At 67.0% G+C, this 22,596-nt stretch carries 19 protein-coding genes, 1 tRNA gene and 2 pseudogenes; 9 read left to right on the plus strand and 13 right to left on the minus strand.

The genetic code is table 11. The features are described from left to right. Nucleotides 1-113: 113 nt before the first annotated feature. Together grpE and dnaK are read right to left on the minus strand one after the other, a co-directional pair. Nucleotides 114-767, minus strand: a complete 654-nt coding sequence (grpE, locus tag ACWCPY_RS30255) for a nucleotide exchange factor GrpE (protein ID WP_451270238.1) — start codon at nt 765-767, stop codon at nt 114-116. Next, a complete protein-coding gene (gene dnaK, locus ACWCPY_RS30260; RefSeq protein WP_329820266.1) occupies nt 764-2,614 on the minus strand; it encodes a molecular chaperone DnaK in 1,851 nt (616 codons plus the stop codon). The genes grpE and dnaK overlap by 4 nt, the downstream gene beginning before the upstream one ends. Before the next feature lie 316 nt (nt 2,615-2,930). On the opposite strand from dnaK, the gene ACWCPY_RS30265 reads away from it, so the two are divergent. The 3 genes from ACWCPY_RS30265 (at nt 2,931) to ACWCPY_RS30275 (ending at nt 7,100) form a co-directional block, all read left to right on the plus strand. Continuing rightward, nucleotides 2,931-3,593 (plus strand): sugar transferase, encoded by a 663-nt coding sequence (locus ACWCPY_RS30265; protein WP_451270240.1) that lies wholly within the window; start codon nt 2,931-2,933, stop codon nt 3,591-3,593. Between the two features lie 88 nt (nt 3,594-3,681). Then, a complete protein-coding gene (locus ACWCPY_RS30270) occupies nt 3,682-5,949 on the plus strand; it encodes a (Fe-S)-binding protein (protein ID WP_451270242.1) in 2,268 nt (755 codons plus the stop codon). Between the two features lie 185 nt (nt 5,950-6,134). After that, nucleotides 6,135-7,100: a Yip1 family protein gene (locus ACWCPY_RS30275; RefSeq protein WP_451270244.1), complete on the plus strand. Its 966-nt coding sequence runs from the start codon at nt 6,135-6,137 to the stop codon at nt 7,098-7,100. An 80-nt stretch (nt 7,101-7,180) separates the two neighbouring features. Here ACWCPY_RS30275 and ACWCPY_RS30280 read toward each other — a convergent pair whose 3' ends face one another. Beyond that, nucleotides 7,181-7,690, minus strand: coding sequence for a phosphoribosyltransferase (locus tag ACWCPY_RS30280; protein ID WP_329820262.1), 510 nt, complete (start codon nt 7,688-7,690; stop codon nt 7,181-7,183). 6 nt (nt 7,691-7,696) lie between these two features. Then, complete coding sequence (gene dcd, locus ACWCPY_RS30285) at nt 7,697-8,272, minus strand: dCTP deaminase (RefSeq protein ID WP_072487843.1); 576 nt, start codon at nt 8,270-8,272, stop codon at nt 7,697-7,699. 467 nt (nt 8,273-8,739) lie between these two features. Here dcd and ACWCPY_RS30290 point away from each other — a divergent pair. Then, a tRNA-Gly gene (locus ACWCPY_RS30290) sits at nt 8,740-8,810 on the plus strand. A 126-nt stretch (nt 8,811-8,936) separates the two neighbouring features. On the opposite strand, the gene ACWCPY_RS30295 is transcribed toward ACWCPY_RS30290, so the two are convergent. Both ACWCPY_RS30295 and ACWCPY_RS30300 read right to left on the minus strand, forming a co-directional pair. Beyond that, nucleotides 8,937-9,548 carry a DUF6461 domain-containing protein gene (locus ACWCPY_RS30295; RefSeq protein WP_385548069.1) on the minus strand — a complete coding sequence of 204 codons (612 nt, stop codon included), beginning with the start codon at nt 9,546-9,548 and terminating at the stop codon, nt 8,937-8,939. Between the two features lie 67 nt (nt 9,549-9,615). After that, the gene (locus ACWCPY_RS30300) at nt 9,616-10,881 is read right to left on the minus strand and encodes a hypothetical protein (RefSeq protein WP_451270247.1); all 1,266 of its coding nucleotides are present in this window, start codon (nt 10,879-10,881) and stop codon (nt 9,616-9,618) included. 141 nt (nt 10,882-11,022) lie between these two features. Between ACWCPY_RS30300 and ACWCPY_RS30305 the strand changes: the two genes are divergently transcribed. Beyond that, nucleotides 11,023-11,370: a transcriptional regulator gene (locus ACWCPY_RS30305; protein WP_266804929.1), complete on the plus strand. Its 348-nt coding sequence runs from the start codon at nt 11,023-11,025 to the stop codon at nt 11,368-11,370. Beyond that, entirely contained in the window at nt 11,367-12,038 is a 672-nt protein-coding gene (locus ACWCPY_RS30310) for a nucleotidyl transferase AbiEii/AbiGii toxin family protein (RefSeq protein WP_451270249.1), read from the plus strand. The genes ACWCPY_RS30305 and ACWCPY_RS30310 overlap by 4 nt, the downstream gene beginning before the upstream one ends. A 284-nt stretch (nt 12,039-12,322) precedes the next feature. Here ACWCPY_RS30310 and ACWCPY_RS30315 read toward each other — a convergent pair whose 3' ends face one another. Continuing rightward, nucleotides 12,323-12,784, minus strand: coding sequence for an SRPBCC family protein (locus ACWCPY_RS30315; RefSeq protein ID WP_451270251.1), 462 nt, complete (start codon nt 12,782-12,784; stop codon nt 12,323-12,325). A gap of 26 nt (nt 12,785-12,810) precedes the next feature. Beyond that, the gene (locus tag ACWCPY_RS30320; protein WP_451270253.1) at nt 12,811-13,173 is read right to left on the minus strand and encodes a VOC family protein; all 363 of its coding nucleotides are present in this window, start codon (nt 13,171-13,173) and stop codon (nt 12,811-12,813) included. A 128-nt stretch (nt 13,174-13,301) separates the two neighbouring features. Here ACWCPY_RS30320 and ACWCPY_RS30325 point away from each other — a divergent pair, with 128 nt between their 5' ends. Continuing rightward, on the plus strand, nt 13,302-14,141 hold the full coding sequence (locus ACWCPY_RS30325; protein ID WP_451270255.1) for a helix-turn-helix domain-containing protein: 840 nt from the start codon (nt 13,302-13,304) through the stop codon (nt 14,139-14,141). 373 nt (nt 14,142-14,514) lie between these two features. Here the strand turns inward: ACWCPY_RS30325 and ACWCPY_RS30330 are convergent, their stop codons facing one another. Together ACWCPY_RS30330 and ACWCPY_RS30335 are read right to left on the minus strand one after the other, a co-directional pair. Then, entirely contained in the window at nt 14,515-14,736 is a 222-nt protein-coding gene (locus ACWCPY_RS30330; RefSeq protein WP_451270257.1) for a hypothetical protein, read from the minus strand. 73 nt (nt 14,737-14,809) lie between these two features. Next, the gene (locus ACWCPY_RS30335; RefSeq protein ID WP_451270259.1) at nt 14,810-17,002 is read right to left on the minus strand and encodes an N-6 DNA methylase; all 2,193 of its coding nucleotides are present in this window, start codon (nt 17,000-17,002) and stop codon (nt 14,810-14,812) included. 492 nt (nt 17,003-17,494) lie between these two features. On the opposite strand from ACWCPY_RS30335, the pseudogene ACWCPY_RS30340 reads away from it, so the two are divergent. Then, a pseudogene (locus tag ACWCPY_RS30340) lies at nt 17,495-17,778 on the plus strand (transcriptional regulator). After that, nucleotides 17,775-18,026 (plus strand): annotated as a pseudogene (locus ACWCPY_RS30345) (nucleotidyl transferase AbiEii/AbiGii toxin family protein); the annotation flags it as partial. The pseudogenes ACWCPY_RS30340 and ACWCPY_RS30345, both read left to right, overlap by 4 nt. A 262-nt stretch (nt 18,027-18,288) precedes the next feature. Here ACWCPY_RS30345 and ACWCPY_RS30350 read toward each other — a convergent pair. From ACWCPY_RS30350 to ACWCPY_RS30360, 3 genes are all read right to left on the minus strand, one after another. Then, nucleotides 18,289-19,197, minus strand: a complete 909-nt coding sequence (locus ACWCPY_RS30350) for a hypothetical protein (protein ID WP_451270261.1) — start codon at nt 19,195-19,197, stop codon at nt 18,289-18,291. Between the two features lie 856 nt (nt 19,198-20,053). Beyond that, nucleotides 20,054-20,653 (minus strand): hypothetical protein, encoded by a 600-nt coding sequence (locus tag ACWCPY_RS30355; protein ID WP_451270263.1) that lies wholly within the window; start codon nt 20,651-20,653, stop codon nt 20,054-20,056. Nucleotides 20,654-21,424: 771 nt separating this feature from the next. Continuing rightward, a complete protein-coding gene (locus ACWCPY_RS30360) occupies nt 21,425-22,471 on the minus strand; it encodes a helix-turn-helix transcriptional regulator (RefSeq protein WP_451270265.1) in 1,047 nt (348 codons plus the stop codon). Nucleotides 22,472-22,596 lie beyond the last annotated feature (125 nt).

Consider the following 22,596-nt stretch of genomic DNA (forward strand, 5'->3'; position numbering starts at 1 on the left):
GGCAGATCCTGCTCGGCGACTTCAACGCGGCACCGTCCGCTCCCGAACTCGCGCCGCTGTGGCGGGCCGGTCGCATGGCCGGGCGGTGTGCGGCGAGGTGGTCAGACGGGATGTCAGACCTCCTCGGTGCCACCGCTCTCCTCGTCGGTTGCCTTCTCTTCCTTGGCCGCTGCCGGTGTCGCACCCGGCTGGGGTTCGGCCACCGCCACCCGCGCGGGGCGGATGGTGCGCTCGCCGATCCGATACCCCGGCTGCAGGATCGCCACGCAGGTCGTCTCGGTGACATCCGGCGCGTACGAGTGCATCAGGGCTTCGTGGATCGTCGGGTCGAAGGGCTCGCCCTCCTTGCCGAACTGCTGCAGGCCCAGCTTGGCGACGACCGTCTCCAGGGACTCGGCCACCGACTTGAACCCGCCCACGAGCTCGCCGTGGTCCCGGGCCCGGCCGACGTCGTCGAGCACGGGCAGGAGCTCGGACAGGAGACCCGCAACAGCGATCTCCTTGACCGTGGCCCGGTCCCGCTCGACGCGGCGGCGGTAGTTCTGGTACTCGGCCTGGAGCCGCTGGAGGTCGCCCGTGCGCTCGTTGAGCGCGGTGCGGACCTGGTCCAGCTGCGCGGTCAGGCCGACTGTCTGCACTCCGTCCCCGGCCGGGGCCGCCCCCTCCTCCGAAGAGGAGGAAGAGGCGTCCTTCGGCTCAGCTCCGTCAGGGGTGGCGCCGGAGGGGACGTCGGGCTTCTCCTCGAAGCCCGGGGTCTCCTCGGTCACACCGCACCGCCCTTGGCGTCCTTCTCGTCGTCCACGATCTCGGCGTCGACGACGTCGTCGTCGGCCTTGCCCTGGGCGCCCGGCTGCGGGTCACCCTGCGGGCCGCCGTCGGCCTGGGCGTTGGCGTACATCGCCTGGCCGAGCTTCTGCGAGACGGCCGCGACCTTCTCGGTGGCGGTACGGATCTCGGCGGTGTCCTCGCCCTTGAGCTTCTCCTTCAGCTCGGTGAGCGCGGTCTCCACCTCCGTCTTCACGTCGCCGGGGACCTTGTCCTCGTTGTCCTTGAGGAACTTCTCCGTCTGGTAGACGAGCTGCTCGCCCTGGTTGCGCGACTCGGCGGCCTCGCGGCGGCGGTGGTCCTCCTCCGCGTACTGCTCGGCCTCCTCACGCATCCGGTTGACCTCGTCCTTCGGCAGCGAGGAGCCGCCGGTGACGGTCATCTTCTGCTCCTTGCCGGTGCCGAGGTCCTTGGCGGCGACGTGCATGATGCCGTTCGCGTCGATGTCGAACGCGACCTCGATCTGCGGGACGCCACGCGGGGCCGGCGGCAGGCCGGTCAGCTCGAACATTCCGAGCTTCTTGTTGTACGCCGCGATCTCGCGCTCGCCCTGGTAGACCTGGATCTGCACGGACGGCTGGTTGTCCTCGGCCGTCGTGAAGATCTCGGAGCGCTTGGTCGGGATCGTGGTGTTGCGCTCGATGAGCTTGGTCATGATGCCGCCCTTGGTCTCGATACCGAGGGACAGCGGGGTGACGTCGAGGAGCAGGACGTCCTTGACCTCACCCTTGAGGACACCGGCCTGGAGCGAGGCGCCGATGGCGACGACCTCGTCCGGGTTCACACCCTTGTTGGCCTCCTGGCCACCGGTCAGCTCCTTGACGAGCTCGGCGACGGCCGGCATACGGGTGGAGCCACCGACGAGAACGACGTGGTCGATCTCGGAGAGCTGGATGCCCGCGTCCTTGATGACGTTGTGGAACGGGCTCTTGCAGCGGTCCAGGAGGTCGGCCGTGAGCTGCTGGAACTGCGAGCGCGTGAGCTTCTCGTCCAGGTGCAGCGGGCCCTCGGCGGACGCCGTGATGTACGGCAGGTTGATCGTGGTCTCGGTCGAGGACGAGAGCTCGATCTTCGCCTTCTCCGCGGCCTCGCGCAGACGCTGGAGGGCCATCTTGTCCTTGGACAGGTCCACGCCGTGGCCGTTGGCGAACTGCTTCACCAGGTAGTCGACGACGCGCTGGTCCCAGTCGTCACCACCGAGGTGGTTGTCACCGTTGGTGGCCTTCACCTCGACGACGCCGTCACCGATCTCCAGGAGCGACACGTCGAAGGTGCCGCCACCGAGGTCGAAGACGAGGATCGTCTGGTCGTCCTTGTCGAGCCCGTACGCCAGAGCGGCGGCGGTCGGCTCGTTGACGATACGCAGGACGTTCAGGCCCGCGATCTCGCCGGCCTCCTTGGTCGCCTGACGCTCGGAGTCGTTGAAGTACGCGGGGACGGTGATGACCGCATCGGTCACCTTCTCGCCCAGGTACGACTCGGCGTCACGCTTCAGCTTCTGCAGGATGAAGGCGCTCATCTGCTGCGGGTTGAAGCTCTTGCCGTCCAGGTCGATCTTCCAGTCGGTGCCCATGTGGCGCTTGACCGAGCGGATGGTCCTGTCGACGTTGGTCACTGCCTGGCGCTTGGCGACCTCTCCGACCAGCACCTCGCCGTTCTTCGCGAAGGCGACGACGGACGGCGTGGTCCTGGCGCCCTCTGCGTTGGTGATGACGGTGGGCTCGCCGCCTTCGAGAACGCTGACGACGGAGTTAGTCGTGCCCAGGTCGATGCCGACCGCACGTGCCATTTCAATTCCTCCAGCTTGACTACTTGAGTGGATCTGACTCAAGGATGCATGACACCCGTCCCACTGTCAACAGACCTGAGCCGAGTCGACTCAACTATCGTGCGGACACCTAGCACCACCTGCGGATTTCCCCTGTGCGAGACCTGCACGGGAAAGCACACGCGAGGCGCGCGGGCCGATCACGCACGACACTCCCCGCCCCCCGGCCACGCAACCCCTCCCCATCATCGCCGCATGGGATCGTTCTGTCACAAAATGCCGTGAGCCACGCAAAACCGGCACTCGATCCACCGTGAACCCCTGGCAGGTGCGAACGATGCAGACACAGCAGAGGCGGAGTGCGGCACGCACCCGACGACGGAACCCGCACCGGGAGCGACCGTCGGCCAAGCGCGTACTGGACCTGACCCTCGGCTCGGCCCTCCTGGCCCTGACCTCTCCCCTGCTCGCCACGGGCGCCGCCGTCCTTGCGGCGCGACGGCCCCCCGGCGGCGTACTGACCCACTCGCCCCGGGTCGGGCAGGACGGCCATGTCTTCGTACTGCGCTCACTGAGCACCCGGAGGCTCCGGCTCGACCTGCTCTCCAGGCTGCCGTACGTCGTACGGGGAGACCTCTCCCTGGTCGGCCCGGAGCCCCTGACCCCGGACGAGGCGGACGCGGGGCGCAGCACGGACCCGGGCACCCCTCCCGCCGCGAGACACTGGCGGCAGGAACTGAAGCCGGGCCTCACCGGCCTGGCGCAGGTGCGCTCCCGCTCCGGGATGCCGTGGGACGAGCCGGCACTGCTGGACCAGCACTACGCCGAGCACCACGGAGTGGGAATGGACCTGGCCATCCTGGCGAGAGCCGTGCACGCTCCGCTCCGCGAGGCGGCCCGAGGGCTCACCCGGCGCGGAAAGGCACGCCTGAGCGACACAGATCACCGCCTGTCCGGCTACAGCGCGGCAGAAGAAGTGGGTAGTGTCAGCACAGACTGATTAAGTTACTGCTTAGTAATCCCGGATAATCGCCAGTACTCGCTCATTGACGCTGGATTCCACCCTCGCAGGCCCGAGGAGCCCCCAAATGCAACTCGCCGCGATCATCGTGTCGCTGGTTCTGATCGTGGTCGGCGTGGCCCTGTTCCTCCGCGCCCTCCTGCAGATCTACAACTTCATGCGGCTCGGCCAGAACGTGCCCGCGGGCACCCGCACGGACGAGCCCGCACAGCGCACCCTCACCGTGGCCAGGGAGTTCCTCGGCCATACCCGGATGAACCGCTGGGGCATCGTCGGTGTCGCGCACTGGTTCGTGGCGGTGGGCTTCTTCTCGCTGCTGCTGACGATCGTCAACGCGATCGGCCAGCTCTTCAAGGCCGACTGGCTCCTGCCGATCATCGGCGACTGGGCGCCGTACAACGTCTTCGTCGAGTTCATCGGCACGATGACCGTGCTCGGCATCCTGACCCTGATCGTCATCCGCCAGCTGGCCCACCCGCGCAAGCCGGGCCGCAAGTCCCGCTTCGCCGGGTCCAACTTCGGCCAGGCGTACTTCGTCGAGGCCGTCATCCTCATCGTCGGCGTCTGCATCTTCATGCTGCACGCCCTCGAAGGCGCCCAGCACCACGTCGACGGCTACGAGTCCTCCTTCTTCATCTCGTACCCGGTCGTCAACTGGCTGGAGGGCATGGACGTCTCCACCCTCCAGAACCTCACCTACTTCTTCGCCGGCCTGAAGATCGCGACCTCCTTCATCTGGATGATCACGGTCGCCCTGAAGACCGACATGGGTGTGGCCTGGCACCGCTTCCTGGCCTTCCCGAACATCTGGTTCAAGCGCGACGCCAAGGGCGAGACCTCGCTCGGCGAGCTGCTCCCGATGACCTCCGGCGGCAAGGAGATCGACTTCGAGGACCCGGGCGAGGACGACGTCTACGGCGTCTCGCAGATCGAGCACTTCTCCTGGAAGGGCCTGCTCGACTTCTCCACCTGCACCGAGTGCGGCCGCTGCCAGTCGCAGTGCCCCGCCTGGAACACCGGCAAGCCGCTCTCCCCCAAGCTCCTGATCATGTCCCTGCGCGACCACGCGCACGCCAAGGCCCCGTACCTGCTGGCCGGCGGCGGCAAGACGATGGAGGGCGAGGAGAAGGCGTCCGAGGAGCAGCTGAAGGACGTACCGGCCGCGGCTCTCGCGGAGGCCGGGCGCCCGCTGATCGGCACGGCCGAGGAGAACGGCGTCATCGACCCGGACGTGCTGTGGTCCTGCACCACCTGCGGTGCGTGCGTGGAGCAGTGCCCGGTCGACATCGAGCACATCGACCACATCGTCGACATGCGCCGCTACCAGGTGATGATCGAGTCCGCGTTCCCGTCCGAGGCGGGCACGATGCTCAAGAACCTGGAGAAGAAGGGCAACCCCTGGGGCCTGGCGAAGAAGCAGCGCGTCGAGTGGACCAAGGAGGTCGACTTCGAGGTCCCGATCGTCGGCAAGGACGTCGAGGACCTCACGGAGATCGACTACCTGTACTGGGTCGGCTGCGCCGGCGCCCTGGAGGACCGGGCGAAGAAGACCACCAAGGCCTTCGCCGAACTCCTCCACATCGCGGGCGTCAAGTTCGCGATCATGGGCGGCGACGAGAAGTGCACCGGTGACTCCGCCCGCCGCCTGGGCAACGAGCCGCTGTTCCAGCAGCTCGGCCAGGAGAACGTCGCGATGCTGAACATGGCGTTCGGCGAGGACGACGAGGACGACTCGACCAGGAAGCCGAAGTCGTCGAAGAAGATCGTCGCGACCTGCCCGCACTGCTTCAACACCATCGCCAACGAGTACCCGCAGCTCGGCGGCGAGTACGAGGTCATCCACCACACCCAGCTGCTCCAGCACCTCATCGACGAGGGCAAGCTGATCCCGGTGACCCCGGTCGAGGGCCTGATCACGTACCACGACCCGTGCTACCTGGGCCGTCACAACAAGATCTACACCCCGCCGCGCGAGATCATCGCGAAGGTCCCGGGCCTGCGGAACGAGGAGATGCACCGCCACAAGGAGCGCGGCTTCTGCTGCGGCGCCGGTGGTGCCCGGATGTGGATGGAGGAGCGGATCGGCAAGCGCATCAACAACGAGCGCGTCGACGAGGCCCTCTCCCTCGACCCGGACATCGTCTCCACCGCCTGCCCGTTCTGCCTGGTCATGCTGACCGACTCGGTCAACGGCAAGAAGAACGACGGCAAGGCGAAGGAGTCGGTCCAGGTCGTCGACGTCTCGCAGCTGCTGCTGGACTCCGTGAAGACCCCTGCCGACCCGGCCGGGGAGGCGGAGCAGGCGGACGCGCCGGAGCCGGAACCGGTGAAGTAGCCCGCTCAGTCGCGTGACGGAAGCGGCCGGACCTGCCTCGGGGGCAGGACCGGCCGCTTCTGCTTTCCCGTCCCCCGGGGCCGCCCCCGGGGTTCCCCTAGGGGATGTCACAGCTCGGCCGCAATGGCGGGCAGGTTCCCCAGGCCCTCTGACCGCACCGCCCCGGACCAGGTACGTTCGATGACGTGGCTGGATTCAGGATCGGACGCGGCCGGGACAACCGCACCCCGCAGCAAGCGCAACAGCAACCGCGGCAGCAGCCGTACGGCACACAGGCACCGCCGCCGTACGGCCAGCAGCCCTGGCCCCCGGCAGGAGGCAACACGGCCCCGCCCCCACCCCCGTACAACAACGGCGGCAACGGCGGCTACGGCGGTGGCGGCTACGGAAACGGCAACGGCGGCTACGGCGGAGGCCAGGGCGGCGGCCACGGTGAGCCGGAGTACTTCGGCGACCCGTACCACCAGCCCCAGCACCCCCACGGTTCCCCCCAGCAGGGCGACCCGTACGCCAACTCCCCCGGCCACACCCAGGCATTCAGCATCGGCGAGGATCCGTACGGCCCCGGCGACACCTACCGCGCCGGCCAGGCCCCCGCCCAGCCCGCGGGCCCCCGGCTGCGCTGGAAGGAGCTGCTCACCGGCATCGTGCTGCGCCCGGGACCGACGTTCTGGCAGATGCGCGACTACCCCGTCTGGGGTCCGGCGCTGATCGTCACGTTCCTGTACGGCCTGCTCGCGCTCTTCGGCTTCGACCAGGCCCGGGACGACGCGATCAACGCGACGATCTCCACAGCGGTGCCCTACGTCGTCATCACGGGCCTCGGCTTCGTCATCGGCGGCCTGGTCCTGGGCGCGGTCACGCACACGCTCGCCCGTCAGCTGGGCGGCGACGGCGCGTGGCAGCCGACGGTGGGCCTGTCCATGCTGATCATGTCGATCACGGACGCGCCCCGCCTGATATTCGCGCTCTTCCTCGGCGGCGAGAACTCCCTGGTCCAGATTCTCGGCTGGATCACCTGGCTGGCCTCGGCCGCGCTCTTCACCTCGATGGTGAGCAAATCGCACGACCTGCCGTGGCCGAAGGCGCTGGGCGCGTCCGCGATCCAGCTGATCGCCCTGCTGTCGATCATCAAACTGGGCACGATCTGACGCCACCGGCCCGCCCGCCCGAAGACACCGAAACCCCCGGCACACAGAATGTGCCGGGGGTTTCTCGCGCCCCATCCCGCTCAGGCGTCCAGAACCTGCCCGCTGCGCCGTACGACGGGCTTGTCCACGCTCCACGGGAAGTTGATCCAGCGGTCGGTCTTCTTCCACACGTATTCGCACTTCACGAGCGAATGCGACTTCTCGTAGATGACCGCGCTGCGCACCTCGGCGACATGATCGATACAGAAATCACGCACCAGCTTCAGCGTCTTCCCGGTATCGGCGACGTCGTCGGCGATCAGGACCTTCTTGTCCGAGAAGTCGATGGCATTCGGAACGGGCGCCAGCATGACCGGCATTTCCAGCGTGGTGCCCACGCCGGTGTAGAACTCCACGTTCACCAGGTGAATGTTCTTGCAATCCAGGGCGTAGGCGAGCCCGCCGGCGACGAACACCCCGCCGCGCGCGATGCTGAGCACGACATCGGGCTCGAACCCGTCGTCCGCCACGGTCTGCGCCAGCTCACGCACGGCACGGCCGAACCCCTCGTAGGTCAGGTTCTCGCGCACGTCATTCGCCTCATCGCTCATGGGACATCACACCTGGGTCCGGTGGAAATTCATGAATGAACGCGACGCGGTCGGCCCGCGCTGGCCCTGGTACCGCGATCCGTACCGCTCGGAGCCGTACGGGAACTCCGAGGGCGAACTCAGCCGGAACATGCACAGCTGCCCGATCTTCATCCCCGGCCACAGCTTTATCGGCAGCGTCGCGAGATTCGACAGCTCCAGCGTCACGTGCCCGGAGAAACCGGGGTCGATGAACCCGGCGGTCGAATGCGTCACAAGCCCGAGCCGCCCCAGCGAACTCTTGCCCTCCAGCCGCGACGCGAGATCGTCGGGCAGCGAGATGACCTCGTACGTCGAAGCGAGCACGAACTCACCGGGGTGCAGGATGAACGCCTCGTCCCCGTCCGGCTCGACCATGCGCGTCAGATCGGCCTGCTCGACGGCCGGATCAATATGTGGATAGCGGTGGTTCTCGAACACCCGGAAGTAGCGGTCGAGCCGCACATCGATGCTCGACGGCTGCACCATCGACGCGTCGAACGGATCAATGCGTACACGTCCGGCGTCGATCTCGGCCCGGATGTCCTTATCTGAGAGAAGCACGCCCCGAGGATACGCAGAACGCGCGGGCCCACCCCAATCCGGGACCGCCCGCGCGCCTGCCACCACCGCTTAACGCTGCTCGAACACCACCGGCACGGCATGCCGCAACCGCGCACAGCGCGGACAGCGAATGAGCCGCCCGGGCCCGATCCGCCCGGCCCCGAGCTGCTGCATCGGGAACGAAGCGGTAGCGAAAACGTGCCCTTCGGCACAGCGGACGACGGTGCGCTCCATGGAGTCCATCAAGTCCCTTCCCCAACAAGCCTTGGACGAGAACGCCACATTAGGGGATGAACAGGACGCCACTCCAGGCGGCACTCCGACCACCCACGCTACGCCCTCAACTCCCGCCCACGGCACCCGCATCCACCATCCGCACGCAACAAAAAGGCCCCACGGCTCAAACGCCGGGGACCTGCGATGGGGTACAGTATGGGACGGTAGAAGCCGTTCAGGCGGCATGCTTCGCGGGTGTAGTTTAATGGTAGAACATGAGCTTCCCAAGCTCAGAGCGCGAGTTCGATTCTCGTCACCCGCTCTTTGAAAGGGCCCCAGGCCAATGGCCGGGGGCCCTTTTCGTTGCCCGACCTCATAGACTCCGGGCAACAATCACGTTCCCCAGGAATCCACACGACACGCCAAATCTCTTCTCCTGCACCGACGGTCAGGGGAGCCAGGCTGCCTCCAGGTCACCGAAGAGGGCGTCGGGAGAGGCAAGGACCACGGTACGGAGCGGCGCCCCCATCAGAGCTGGATCGACCGGTACACCCATAACGTGCTCCATCAGCGCCAAGGACTCAGCGCCCAAAGCACCCAGGTGAAAGGCGACGCCGGTCGCCCACGAGGGAATCTCGGGCACGGGGTCCACCCAAGGTGCGTCTTCCAGGTCGGCGGGGTCGAACATGCCATCCACTCGACCATCGAACGCATGGATGACCTGGGAGTGACCGTTGACCGTCTGCTGAACGCTGAAGAACTCACCCCCGTTCACCGAGGCGCGCCTGGCGATCTCCGGGATGCTTCCGCGGTAGCCCCACTCGATGGCGATGACGTGCTTATCCACCGTGACGACCCGCAGGAGCGCGTAGTCCTCGTAGAGGTGACTCGCCTGCTCATCGGCAGCCTCGTCGAAAGTCATCGCCCGAGAGACTGCGGGATCCCCGCCGAAGGCCCGGATCACTTCGTCCTCGGCCATCCCCGAAATCACCGAGAACGTGTACACCACCAGCTCATCCGCATCAGCCCACGCATACCGGGCAACAAGGTCATCCCACACCGCAGCATCTCTCTTTTCAGGTTTGATAGAGCTCCCCTTTGAGCCAAGGGCTGTTTGAAAGTGCCAGTCAGCTGCTCGCTGGCCTATTCACGTCCAAGCCAGTGGAGAGGCGAAGGATCTTGTCCCAAGTAGCCATTACAGCCACAGCGGCGGCCGTAGCCAGGGCGACGCCGACAGCTGATGAGGCCAAGGCAAAGACGATGCCGGCGAGACAGAGGGTGAACGCAGATCCTCGCAACACCTGCTGTCGCCACGCTCTGCGCTCCCGGTGGCTGTGCAACAGCTCGTCGGCGGATGCGTCACCGGGCGCGAGATCTTGCAGCTGACCACTGGCGAGCACTTTCAGGATTCTCTCGACTCCGAGCAGAGCACGCTTCGCACCGTCGATGCGATCAAGTTCAACCCCGTCCCGAAGCTCGCGCACGAGGGCGGCGGCTGCTGAGAATCGAGCCACGACCTGGGGCATGGGGTTGCGGCCGTCGGGAAGCGCACGTTGCAGGGCGTATCTCTCCAGCGCAATGGCGAAGTCCTCCAACGCTTGGACTGCCGCGACATGCGGGGAGTTGAAGGGCGATGCTGTCGGAGGCACCTTCCCCTTCACTTCCAGAGGCTTGAGAAGTGCCTCATAGGCCCTACGTACCGTGGCTGTCACAGCCTCGGTTGTCCACCGTTGCATGCCTTGGTTCGAGACAAGTGAAGCAATCACGGCAGTGATCAGAATGGGCGTCACGAGGGCCCCGACAGCGAGGGCGTCGCGCCAGACGTGCCAGGCTGTGCGTTCGATGGTTGCTGCAAGGGCTAGCCCCGTTGAGAAGGATGTCAAGACGGGGACGATCACCTTTATGCCGAGTGCCCTCCTCGACACCTGATAGAGGACGTCTTCGCGCTGCAAGTAGTCCAGCGTTGGATAGTCTGGACGTGTCGCCAGGGAGCTGTCGCGGATCTGGCGCACCAAGTGAGCGCGACGACGTCGTGCGTGCACCCGCGCGCGAGTCCAGCAGAGCCGCTCCAAGAGTGTTCTTTTACCTCGGCGCTGCGACGTTGCCGTCATGGTCAGGGCCCATATCGACATTGTCCAAGCAGCGAAGACGAGCGCCACAAGGTCGGTTTTCGACACGCTCTCCCCTTCCGGAAAATCGTGGGACTCAGCCCCACCGCGCGCAGCGAACAGCGGGCAGAACTCGATAGAGAGCATTTCAGAGGTGCCGGGTCTGGTCGGTGCGGTGGCCGGTATCGTCGCCTCCTCCACAGCCAGTCCGGTGGCCAGACGCTCTCGATCGTCGTGGGCGATCTGGGGGTGGGCATCACGCTGGTGCTGGGGGCCGAGTTCCACCGCCGATCTCCGAGATAGGCATCGCGGGCGGCGGCGGCGTCATCGGCGCCGCCGCCGGGGCAGCGGGCCGGTGTCCTGCTCGCAGGAGTGACGTCTGCGGCCCGAGCGGCTCATCGTCGGCTCTTCCTGGATAATCGATGCATGGCATCACAGCCTCGTCTTTCCGACCTCCGTCGTGCCAAGTTCGTCCGGCGCCTGCCCGCAGCGCTCTCCGAGCTTGCCGGTCCCAAGCACGGCCCGGTACACCTGCCGCTCCACCTTGCCTGGTCGGGGTTGACCACGTTCGACCTCGACCGGCCCCGGCTACGGATGAGCTACTACCGGATCGTGCTGGCCGAGGGCCGGCACGACGACTTGGTCCAGTACCTCGACCAGGACCTTCTCGTCGGCCTGTGGCCCACACTGCGCACACTGGTCAGCCCTGATGTCCGCGAGGTCTGGGAGAGCGCCTTCGGCGAGCTGGCCGACAGCGCCCGGACCGCTGCGTGAACCTCACGGGCCTGCACCACCGCTTGCTTGCAGACGTGCTTGCCGTGGGCGGCGCTTACCCTCTCGCGCTCACCGGCGGCTACGCGGTCCAGGCACACGGCCTTGTCGACCGGCTCAGCCAGGACCTCGATGTCGCGACCGAGAACCCAGATCCCATGGAGGACATCGCGACCGTCGTGCGCACCGGACTGGAGCGGCGCGGATGGCACGTAGAAGCCCTGGAGACAGACCCGCTGTCCGCACGCCTGATCGTCACCGACCCTGCCAGCCGCGAAGAGTGCGAGGTCGACATCCTCAAGGAAGCACTCTGGCGACCACCCGTACACACCGAACACGGCTTGGTGCTGTCCCTCGAAGATGTCGTTGGGACCAAGGTCCGCGCACTGGCCGACCGCGGACTCGCCAGGGACCTGATCGACGTGCGGGCCGCTGCGAACCGCTGGAGCCATGTCGGACTCGAAGAGCTCGGACGGCGCCATGCGCGCGACTCCTTCAACCTGAGCGAGCTACAAGCCCGACTGGGCGGAGCCGAGTGGATCGACGACACAGAATTCGCCGCCTACGGGCTCGACGAGCAAGCAATCACCGGGCTGCGGCAGTGGGCACAGGCATGGGGCGACGACATCGGCGAACGACTCCAGGGGCTGGAAGCTCCGCACGAAGACTGATGGCCGCATGGAGGCTGGACGCTCGGCAGGATGCGCATCGGGCCGTTCAGACCTCAGTGGCCATGCCCCATCCGTGCCCAGCAGAGCGGACAACAGCGGTCAGGTACGGCTCCCAGGGACCGTAGCCAACCATCCCGTCCATTGGAAAAGCACAGGTCAGAGCACCTTCGGTAGCCCAAGAACCGTTGATTCCCAAGCTCAGAGCGCGAGTTCGATTCTCGTCACCCGCTCTTACACTGATCCCCAGGTCAGAGACCTGGGGATCAGTCGTTGTCTAGACGTGTCTAAGCGCCTTGCATCACCTCTGCACCACCTGCCCCGAGGTTCCTACCTGCCCGCCGGGCCGGAGCGGCCTTCAGCGTCTCCCGCATGATGCGCGAGCCTTGCTCAGCCATCTCGTTGATGGGGACGGCGAGTTCATCCGGCGTCACGTCGATCGTCCAGACGAAACGGCTGCGCCCTTCGGTGTCGGCGAGGACCTGCATCGAGGCGTGATGGTGCTTCGGCGCCATCGAGCCGCCGACCACCGCGTAGGCCACCCGGCGGGACGCCTCGTCGATGTCGACGATCAACTCGTGCACGACCACACCGTTCGCGAAGGTCACGATCCTGGTGTCCGCCTCCATGCGGGTGTCCGTGACGAAACCCGGCACCAGGCGCTGGTGCACGGCTCCGACCTCGCGCAGGGCCTCCCAGACGTTTTCCGGGGAGTTGTCGATCAGGAATTCCTTGTTGATGTGAGCCATGTGCCCTTCTCCTGTCGGGGGACGTGTCAGGCGCCGGTGGTGAGGCAGAACGGATGCCCTTCGGGATCGGTGAGGACGACCCACTGGCCCTTGCCGGGCTGGAACTCGGGCCTCAACGCTCCGAGGGCGAGGATCCGGCCGGCCGCCTCCTCCAGGTCGGTGACCGTGAAGTCGAGGTGGGCGTGCTTGGCATCGTCGGGCCAGCCCGGGGCCTGGTAGCCCTCGATGCGTACGAACGCCAGGCCGGGCTGCTCCACGCCGGCCAGGGAGGCGTAGTCCTCGCCGCTGTAGGTGATCTCCCAGCCGGTGACCTTGCTGTAGAACTCGGCGAGCCGAACCGGGTCACCACAATCGATGACTACGGTGCTGATCTGAGCGAGAACGGACATGACGGCGACTCCTTGAGCGCGGTAGGGAATGACCTGCGACGCCGCTCAGCTTGCTCGCCACCTCCCATCCCGGTCTTGAAGATCCTTGCGGTGGGGCCGATGTCAGACCCTCGGCGTAGCGTCGAAGAGTGCTCATCGCCACCGTCCTCGCCACCCGGCCCGACTTCCGCATCACTGCGGTGAGCTGCCGGGACGACCACACCCGCTGGTCGCAGACGGAGGTGCGAGAGGACTACCGGGTGGTGCTCGTGCAGCGCGGCCGGTTCCGCAGGCAGGTGGCCGGAGCCCCGGCCGAGATCGACCCGACGACGGCCTATCTCGGCGTGCCGGGTGAGGAGGAGCGTTTCGCGCACCCGGCCACCGGGGGCGACGAGTGCACCTCGATCAGCCTGACGCCCACGCTGTGGCGGGCCGTGGCCGGTGAGGACGCCCGCCCGGCTCGGCAGAGCGTGTACGTGGACGCCCGCCTCGACCTGGCCCACCGCCGCGTCCTCGCGTCCACCCGCACCGGCGACGTGGACCACGCTGTGACCGAAGAACTCCTCGGGCTGCTCTCCGCCGCCGTCGGACAGGCCGTCGACAGAGCCGTCCCGACCGGCACGCGCCCCGGCCGGGACGAGGGGCCGCTCGTCGCCGCGGCCCGGCAGGCGATCGGCGAGGCCCACCCCGCCTCCGAGGGACTGCTGCCGCTCGCGGAGCTCCTCGGCGTCTCGCCCTACCGTCTGAGCCGCGCCTTCACCCACGTGCTGGGAGTCTCCCTGACCCGCTACCGCAACCGGGTCCGTGTCGGCCGCACCCTCGACCGTCTGGACGCGGGCGAGGAAGGCCTCGCCACCCTCGCCGCCGACCTGGGCTTCTCCGACCAGGCCCACCTCACCCGGACCATGCGCCACTACCTCGGTCACACACCGACGGCACTGCGGCGGCTCCTCACCCCAGGGCACCCCGAGGGGGACATAGCCGGGTAGAGGGCCCTCAGCCAGCGGCCGACACGTGCCACTACGTCCCGGCAGGGACGGTGCGCAGCAGTCGAGAAGGAGGCGGCGAACACCTCGCCCGAGGCCCACAGCAAACGTTTGCCCAGCTCAGATCCTATGCGGACCCTCAAGGCACCGGGTGATTCCCAAGCTCGGAGCGCGAGTTCGATTCTCGTCACCGCTCCATGATGAAGCCCCAGGTCAGCGACCTGGGGCTTTCGTGTTGCCCAGAATGTGCAGGAGCACCTGAGGCGGTGCGGGGGTCATGGCCGAACCACTGCAGAAGGCTGTCGCCGACTTCGCCGCGTCCGTGGCCTGAGGTTCTCCGTCGACCGGGCTCAGCCGTGCGGGCCGCCGGTCCGGGTCAGCCCAGTCGTTTGAGTTCGCGCACGGCCGCGGGCAGTGCGAGGCACAGGGCGAAGGAGGTCGCGAAGCCGCCTCCCCCTGCCAGAACGACATCAGTGGCGCCAACGCCTGACCGGAGTACCAACAGGCTCACGGCGAGGCCGACCACCATGGAGCAGGCAACGTACAGCGCCAGCCACAGCTGCCACGTACGTCCGGAACGGGCTGTCGATTCGGGCATGGACTCGATCCTTTCGAGGGTCACGGGCGAGAAGGAGGAAGGACGGGTGGGAAAGATCGGCGGTGGTCGGCCGTCACAGCGGCTCGACCGAGCCGTGCAGCAGGTGTTCGGCGAGTTCGGTCCGCAGCCGACCGAGTGCCGAGACGTACGAGGCGTACGCATCGGCGCGTCGGCCGAGCTCGCCGAGAAGATCCACGCTCCGCCGCTGCTGCCCGATCGACGGAAAGCGCACAGGAAGGTGGCCCAGAGCCGCAGAGCTCAGCGAGGGGGCTGCCGTGGCCGCGGCACGGTGGGACATCCACTCGCGCGCGTACCGGAGGCCCAGGTACGCGTGGAGGTACAGAGGGTCGATCTCGGCGTTCGGACGTACGCGCAGACGCATCACGTTCGAGCTGAGCAGCCATCCGGCCTGTGGGCCGGAGACCAGCGCGGGTTGCTGCTGGGCCCCCGTACGCACGCAGACGATGTCGTCGGGGAGCAACTCGAACTTCTTGAAGCGCTCGGCCGTCTGCCACGGCACCCGGTTCCGGGGTTCGTCCGCGATCCTGCCTCCGACGAGATCCTGCGGGAAGACAAGAGGAATACCGGCGTCCGCCGTGCGTGCCCCCGCTGGAAGGCGGGTGTACGACGGACCGGGCCGGATCTCGCACAGGTCCTCGAGAACTGCCGCGTTCCAGCCGACGGGTTCCGAGCCCGTGCGGTAGCCGCTACCCGTTTCCACCGATCGCTGCTCCAGCAGGCGGAGCATGTCCGTATGCCCTGCCGCCTCCTCACTGACTGCGTGCAACCGGTCCGCCACGGGGGCAGCGCCGTAGTTTCCGCCCCCCAAGTAATCGGCGGGGCGCAGCGAGCACTCCTCGTCGGCGATGACCGCACGGGCCACCACGACAGCCGACAGGCCCCGGTCGGCAGCGCGCGCCGCGTATTCCTCACCGTCCGGGCGCTGCTCTCCGTCGAGCCACGGGCGGACCACGGCCGTGATCGCATCGCAGTCCGTGTCGCGCAGCACGCGCCGACGCCGGACCTTTGTGCCCAACTCCTGGGCATCGACGAACAGGACGTCTTCTCTCACCGGATGCTCCACACGTCGCAGCAACCACAGGGAGACCGGCACGGGTGTCGCGGAGAAAAGATGGGACGGCAGCGTGACGACGCACTCCACGGCTCCACTGCGGACAAGGGCGCGGCGAATCCTGCGCTCGGCGGTGTTCACCGAGTTGCCTGCCTTCACCGGCATGACCACCGCGGCTCGACCGCCGAGTACCAGCGCGCCGAGGATGTACTGCACCCAGGCGAAATTGTCGTTGCCCTGTGGTGGTGGTCCGTATGGCCAGTTTCCCGTCCGGCGCCCGGGGCCGGGTGCGTCGCTCATGTTGAACGGAGGGTTCGTCAGCACCACGTCGGCACCGTGTTCGCGGTTCGGTGGCCATCGGTCGGACCGGGTGCTGGTCAGTTTCGGTCGTACGCCGAGGTGGAGAAGGTACAGACTCGCGACGGCTTGCAGCCGGTTGTCGAGGGTCTCGCCGTACACGGTCCCCCGCGCGCCTCCGATGTGCCGGCACGCGGCCGCCAGCATCTCTCCGCCCCTTGTGTAGGGGTCCAGCACCGTGGCCTCCTGCCCCGGGGTCAGTACGAGTTCCGCGGACAACGAGGCCAGGCCCACCGGGCTGCAGAACTCCGAGCTTTGCAGCCCTTCCCGGGCACTGAACGACTCCCACACGAGCTGGAACGCCCCAACGCCTGTGCCGGCCGCCGTCCGTACTGCCGTGGTGAGGTCGTCCCAGCTCCGCGGTTCCAGTTGCAGCAAGCTGCTGCGCATGTCGGTGCGGTCACCGTTCCGGCGCAGCGTCTCCTGGGCCATGTCGCCGAGGGAACGGAGCAGCGATTGCACGTCCCGGGCCCCTCGACCTGCCGACATGGCATCCTCGATCCGGCGCCACTGGTCCGGTTCCGCATGTCGTACGTACATCACGATGAGACAGAGATTCACGAAGTCCGCCATCGTCGCCGGGCCTCGGACCCGGTCCGCGAGTCGGCCCATCAGCTGGTCGACGGCCTTCTTGTCCTCGGTCCCGGTGCGCTGAGCGCTGCTCCCCACGGCTTTCGGTTCCGCAGGCGGTCGGTCACGGCTGGTCCGGCGGAATCGGTCGGCGTAGGTGGTTCCCGCCTGCTCCCCGTCGAGCAACTGGGATGGGGGAACGGTGCGGTTCATCAGCCACCGCGCGATCTCGGCCTCGTGGAAGAGCTCCGTATCGCCGGAACGCACAGGGGTGGGAAAGTCCTTGTGCCGCCGGGCCCAGTTCGACACGGCCGGGCGCCTCACGCCCGCGCGCTCCGCGATCTGGGTTCGGGTAACAAGACCGGTTTGTTCATCGTGTACCAACTGCACGACGGCTCCTGAAGGTTGGGCCGGTTGAGCTTCCGATGTGAGGACCGTACGAGGAAGAAGACACACGGGACAAACGCGCATTCACAGTGCTCACTCTGTCCGCCCTGGCGGAGCGGTAGGCTACCTGCCCCGCCACGATCACAGCAGAGACGAAGAAGCATGTGAAAACGGGCCCAGCAACGCTCCTGCGACCGAACCCTCCAGCCAGGTTCCTCGATTACATGGGTTAACAGAATTCTCGAGTCAGTCTCCTTGCACGTCAGTTGCGTGCGGAGTTACCGAGGAGGGCGACAGCCACTTCGGCGTCGAGCAGGACGCCTTCGAGCCCGCTCCCGATGGCCGGGTACAGGTGATTCCTCCGTACCGCGCATCGCGGTACGGAGGTGGAGACCCGAGCACGGCCCGGTACGCCTGCCGCTCACCTTGCGTGGTCAGGGCTGACCACGTTCGACCTCGACCGGCCCCGGCTGCGGATGAGCTACTACCGCATCGTCCTGGCCGAGGGCCAGCACGACGTCCTGGTCCAGTACCTCGACCAGGACCTTCTCGTCGGCCTGTGGCCCGCATTGCGCACACTGGTCAGCCGGGATGTCCGCGAGGTCTGGGAGAGCGCCTTCGGTGAACTGGCCGACAGCGCCCGGGCCGCTGCGTGAATCTCACAGAACTGCACCGCCGCCTGCTTGCAGACGTGCTCGCCGTGCGCGGTGATTACCCTCTGGCGCTCACCGGTGGCTACGCGGTCCAAGCACACGGCCTGGTCGACCGGCTCAGCCAGGACCTCGATGTCGCGACCGAGAACCCAGGCCGTATGGAAGACATCGCTACTGCCGTGCGCACTGGACTGGAGCAGCGCGGGTGGCAGTGCGAGGTCGACATCCTCAAGGAGGCACTATGGCGGCCTAAGGATGAGGACCAACCTCACAACCCGTGTGCGGCCGTGCCCCAGCCGTGCCTGACAGACCGAGGATTCACGGGAATCGCGGTCATCAACAGGCAACGTGCACGACGTAGGCCCCTGGCCGATGTTGCTGGCCAGGGGCCTTCAACCTGCTTGGTGGGTGCGGGATTTGAGCCCATGGTGGCATCACTGCCACGGCGGGTCTCAAGATCTGTGTCGGGTGCACACCCGGCCGCGCGACGGTAGTCGGCGAGGGTGCCGGAGGTCAGTTGCGGCAGCCGGGGACCGGGGTCGGGTTGTTGAGGCAGTTGTTGGGGGTGTTACGGATGACCACGGTGATACGCAGGGTCACGGTGCCCTGGTTGTTGTAGATGCCGCCGGGGTTCACGCCGCCGGCTGAGTTGCCGCTGATGACGCTGGCGGTCACGGTGGAGGTTCCGCCTGGCTGGGCGGGTACACCGTTGGCGAGACCGCCGCCGCCGTTCGGCGCGCTGTTGTTGATGAGGGTGCTGCCGTTGACCGTCAGCGTCCCGGTGTTGGCGATGGCACCGCCCACGTTGCCGGCCGTGTTCCCACTGAGGTTGCTGAAGCTGACGGCCGTACTGCCGTCGCTGGCGATGGCGCCGCCGTTCACCGCGGCGGTGTTGCCCGTGAACGCACTCCCGTTCACCTGCGCCTGGGAGCCACCGAAGACGCTGATGCCGCCGCCGAAGTTGGCGTGATTCCTCGCGATCAGGTCGCCGATAAGACTCAGGGAGCCATTGCCGGTGACGACGATGGCGCCACCGGCGCCGTTCTGGATCGAACTGCCCGTGGCGTCGCCATTGGCGAGGGTGGCTCCTACCAGGGTCAGATTGCCGCCGTTGACGGTGAAGATACGGAACGTTCCCGACACACGGGTGATCGTGTCGCTGTTGCCGTTGATGACGATCGGCGAGGTGATGGCGGGCAGCTCGGTGGTCAGCTGGTAGGTGCAGCGGGGCGCCAGATTGAGCGTGTCGCTTCCAGGGGTGCTGTTGGCGGTGTTGATGGCGCTCTGCAAGGCGGCCTCGCTGCACGCCACGGGCAGAGTCGCGGCCGATGCAGGGGAGGCCAGCACGACAGGGGCTAGCGTGGCGACGGCGCCCATACAGAGCACCTTGGCGGTCCGAGCGAGGGACTTACACGTGAGCATGTCACTCCTTCTGAAGTCGCCCGCCGCGAACGTCCGGCCAACAGAATGCGACGATGCGGCGCCGCGGGCGGGAGGGCAATTGAAAGATGCCCGATGCACCGCACGACATCACACACGTCATCCCGAATTGCGTCTCATGGCCCTGCGCGATGCACCTTACGGGCGAACAGGCTGTGGAGTGCATACGGCATGCGAGGACCCCGCACTGCAAGCGCATCAGATCCAGCGGGGAAGAACGGAAAGAAAAGCAGCTTGCCCCGCGACGCCCATCTCGACCGTTCACCCATTTCAGCGCCTGGACCGATCCCGAATGGCCGCTGATTCCCAAGCTCGGAGCGCGAGTTCGATTCTCGTCACCCGCTCCATGAAAGAGCCCCAGGTCGGCGACCTGGGGCTTGTCTGTTATCCAGACCGCTTTCATGGCGCGTTCCATTTGTGTGCCACAGGACCCGTCCGACCTGTATCAATGGCATACATGACGCCGCTTGGCCGACAGGCCGGCGGCTGCTCGTCCGCGAGGAACGGCCGCACCTCGGCACCCGGCTGCGCTTCACCGACGCGGACGGCCTGCGGTTCACCCGCTTCGCCGCCGGAACCGCGGACACTCAGGTCTCCCAGCCGGCACTGCGACACCGGCAGCGACGCGCCGAGGACCGCATCAGCAGTGCGCGCCACCGGCCCACGCGACCTCCCCTCCCCTGCACGACCCGGAACCGGATCCGGCCGGGGATCGCCGAGCTCGCCCCGGTCGGCCCGGTCCGGTTCCAGGTCCGCCCACACGACCCGACAGACGAAGAGGAGCCCGTCAGCAAGCTGACGGGCTCCCACGAAAGATCGAGGCTAACCTGCTATCGGGTCAGATCGTCGGTGTGTCGTCGACGATCTCCTTGTGCGGTTCGACAATGAACCTCCAGCCGTCGCTGGGCTCCAGGAACCGCACTCGGGTCGGGTAGATGTCCAGGGCGCGGCGGTCGCGATTCTGGTTGTTCGTGTTCTTCCGCCCCCGGGCCGGCTCCTCGTACAGATCGACCTTGACGTCAGGCACCGCGACGGCTTCCTCGCTCCAGCGCTGAACGATCCCCGCGCCGAACGCGTCCCGTGCGGCGGAGTAGAGCGAATCCAGAGATTCCTTGTTCCCGTCGGGCACGAAGAGGGCGAGGTTCAGGAGGACGCCGGCGCTCTGGAGAACCTCGATTTCTTCCCCTGCCTTGTCGGCAATCCAGATCCCACGCTCTTCGGTATTGTCCGGGAGAACATGAATTTCCTCACCGAAGATCGTCCTCGCAGTGAAGGACCCTCCCTCGAAATTCTTACCCGGCTTCGTGAGGGAAGCCGGGGCGTAGCAGTCGAGAGGAAGGCCATCCATCTCCGCCGAGACGAAGATGCCGTCCTGGAGGTCCAATTCTGCGACCTCTTCGGCCGTAAGACGTCGAGCCGTAACCTTCTCGGTATTCACGCCATTCCCCTTTTTCGCGGCGTCCTATAAATCCATTAGGACTATATCACGAAAGCGAACAGCCAGGCCCTTTATGCACACCTTCGCGCTCACGATAGTACAGTCAACTCTCCGAGTAATTTCTTCCGACAGAGCAGTAGACAATCCTGTCGAATCACCGACGAAACACAGCCCCGTAAAGAAATACGGTGAGATCCATCCAAAAGGTGACTCACCGCTTCGTCCGGGTTTTCGAACCAAGTCGTTTGCCAAGTGAAATGGGAGCGGCCTTGGTCGAACGGTGCCCCAGCAGCCCATCGACCCGGCGACCGGCGACCCGATCGAGCGAACCACGGCTGTCACCTCTCCGATCGGGCACTTCACGCCGCGCCCCTACGGCCGCCTTCGCGGGGCCGGCGTCTCTTCGCCCACGGCCCAGGCGGTTCGAAGGAGTGGCAGCGGTGCCCCGCAGGACAGAACCATGCGCACCGCAGCTCCGTCCGGCTCGCGCGTTTCTCCTCTCCTGCTTCGGAGGGCGCCCAACGAGAGGCGCACACTCCAGCGTGCTTGCCGCATGTCCTCGACGGCCCGCATCGGCGTCGCCTGTGCCCCAACCGTGCCCGGACGAACGGTCAAGAGCGGTGAACAGGGACGCTGAGAGACTGCGGCGGAAGCTCTCCCGAAGCGGCGTATCACCAGGTCAGAGCATATTCGACCCTGGTAGGAACCGTTGATTCCCAAGCGCAGAGAGCGAGTTCGAATCTCGTCCCCCCTCTTCCCCCGGGCCTCAGGTCAGCGGCCTGGGCCTCGTCGTGCCCGGACTTCTCTCCAGGCGTCGCGCTCCGTCTCAGCACCACCTGTCCCCTTGTCCTCGTAGGCTCGGGCGAGTATCTCCACGGTGGCGGCCATGGCCTGGCGGAGTTCGGCGGGTGCGACGACCTCGACATCCCCACCGAGCCTCAGCAGCTCGCCGCAGGCGTGCTCGGTGCCCTCGACCGGGATGACCGCCTCGATCCATCCGTCGTCGCCGACGGCGGTCGCGGTGGAGTCGACTGCCCGCACCACCTCCGGGGGGACGTTGTCGGGCAGGCGCCGGCGTCCCCGGGGAGAGAGGCGGACGGTGGCTGTGCCGGTGTAGCGGCGTGCCTGGAAGTCATCGAGGTAGGAGACCCAGTACGCGGCCAGGTCGAAGTCCCGCGGCCGGTCGAACCGCTCGTCGCCCGGCACCGCGTCGAGGACCTGGGCGACGCGGTAGGTCGCGGTCCCCTTGTCGGTGGCGGCCACGAGGTACCAGGTACCGGACTTGAGTACCAGGCCGTAGGGGTGGAGGCGGCGATTCACCTCCTGCGGGGCGCGCCAGCGGCGGTAGCGCACATCCACCGCACGCCGGGTGAGAACCGCGTCGACGAACAAGGGGAGATGCGGTACCTGTTCGGGTTCCCGGTACCAGCCGGGGGCGTCCAGGTGGAACACCGCCGCGGCCCGTGCCGCCTCCTCGCGCAGTCCTGCCGGCAGCGCGGCGAGAAGCTTCAGCCGGGCCGCCGACATCTCGGCCGTGAACCCCAGGTCGGCGGCGGGACCGGGCAATCCGGCAAGGAGCAGCGTCCGCGCCTCGCCTTCGCTCATCCCGGTGAGGCGGGTGCGGTAGCCGTCGAGCAGCCGGTAGCCGCCTCCGCGGCCCGGCTCCGCGTAGACCGGGACTCCCGCGGACTGCAGGCGCGCCACGTCACGGTAGGCGGTGCGCACGGACACGTTCAGTTCGTCGGCGATTCCCCGCGCGGACATACGGCCCCGCGATTGCAGCAACAGCAGCACCGAGAGCAGTCGACTGGCAGACATGCGCGCATTCTCCTCGGAAACCCTGACAGCACCTGTCACACAGCCCCCCTACCGTCGAACCACTTCCCGGCTACGACCGAACGGGCCGGGAGCTCTGCACGGAGAACATCGGACAGGAGTCCTGC

It is taken from the genome of Streptomyces sp. NPDC002403 (assembly GCF_053593015.1).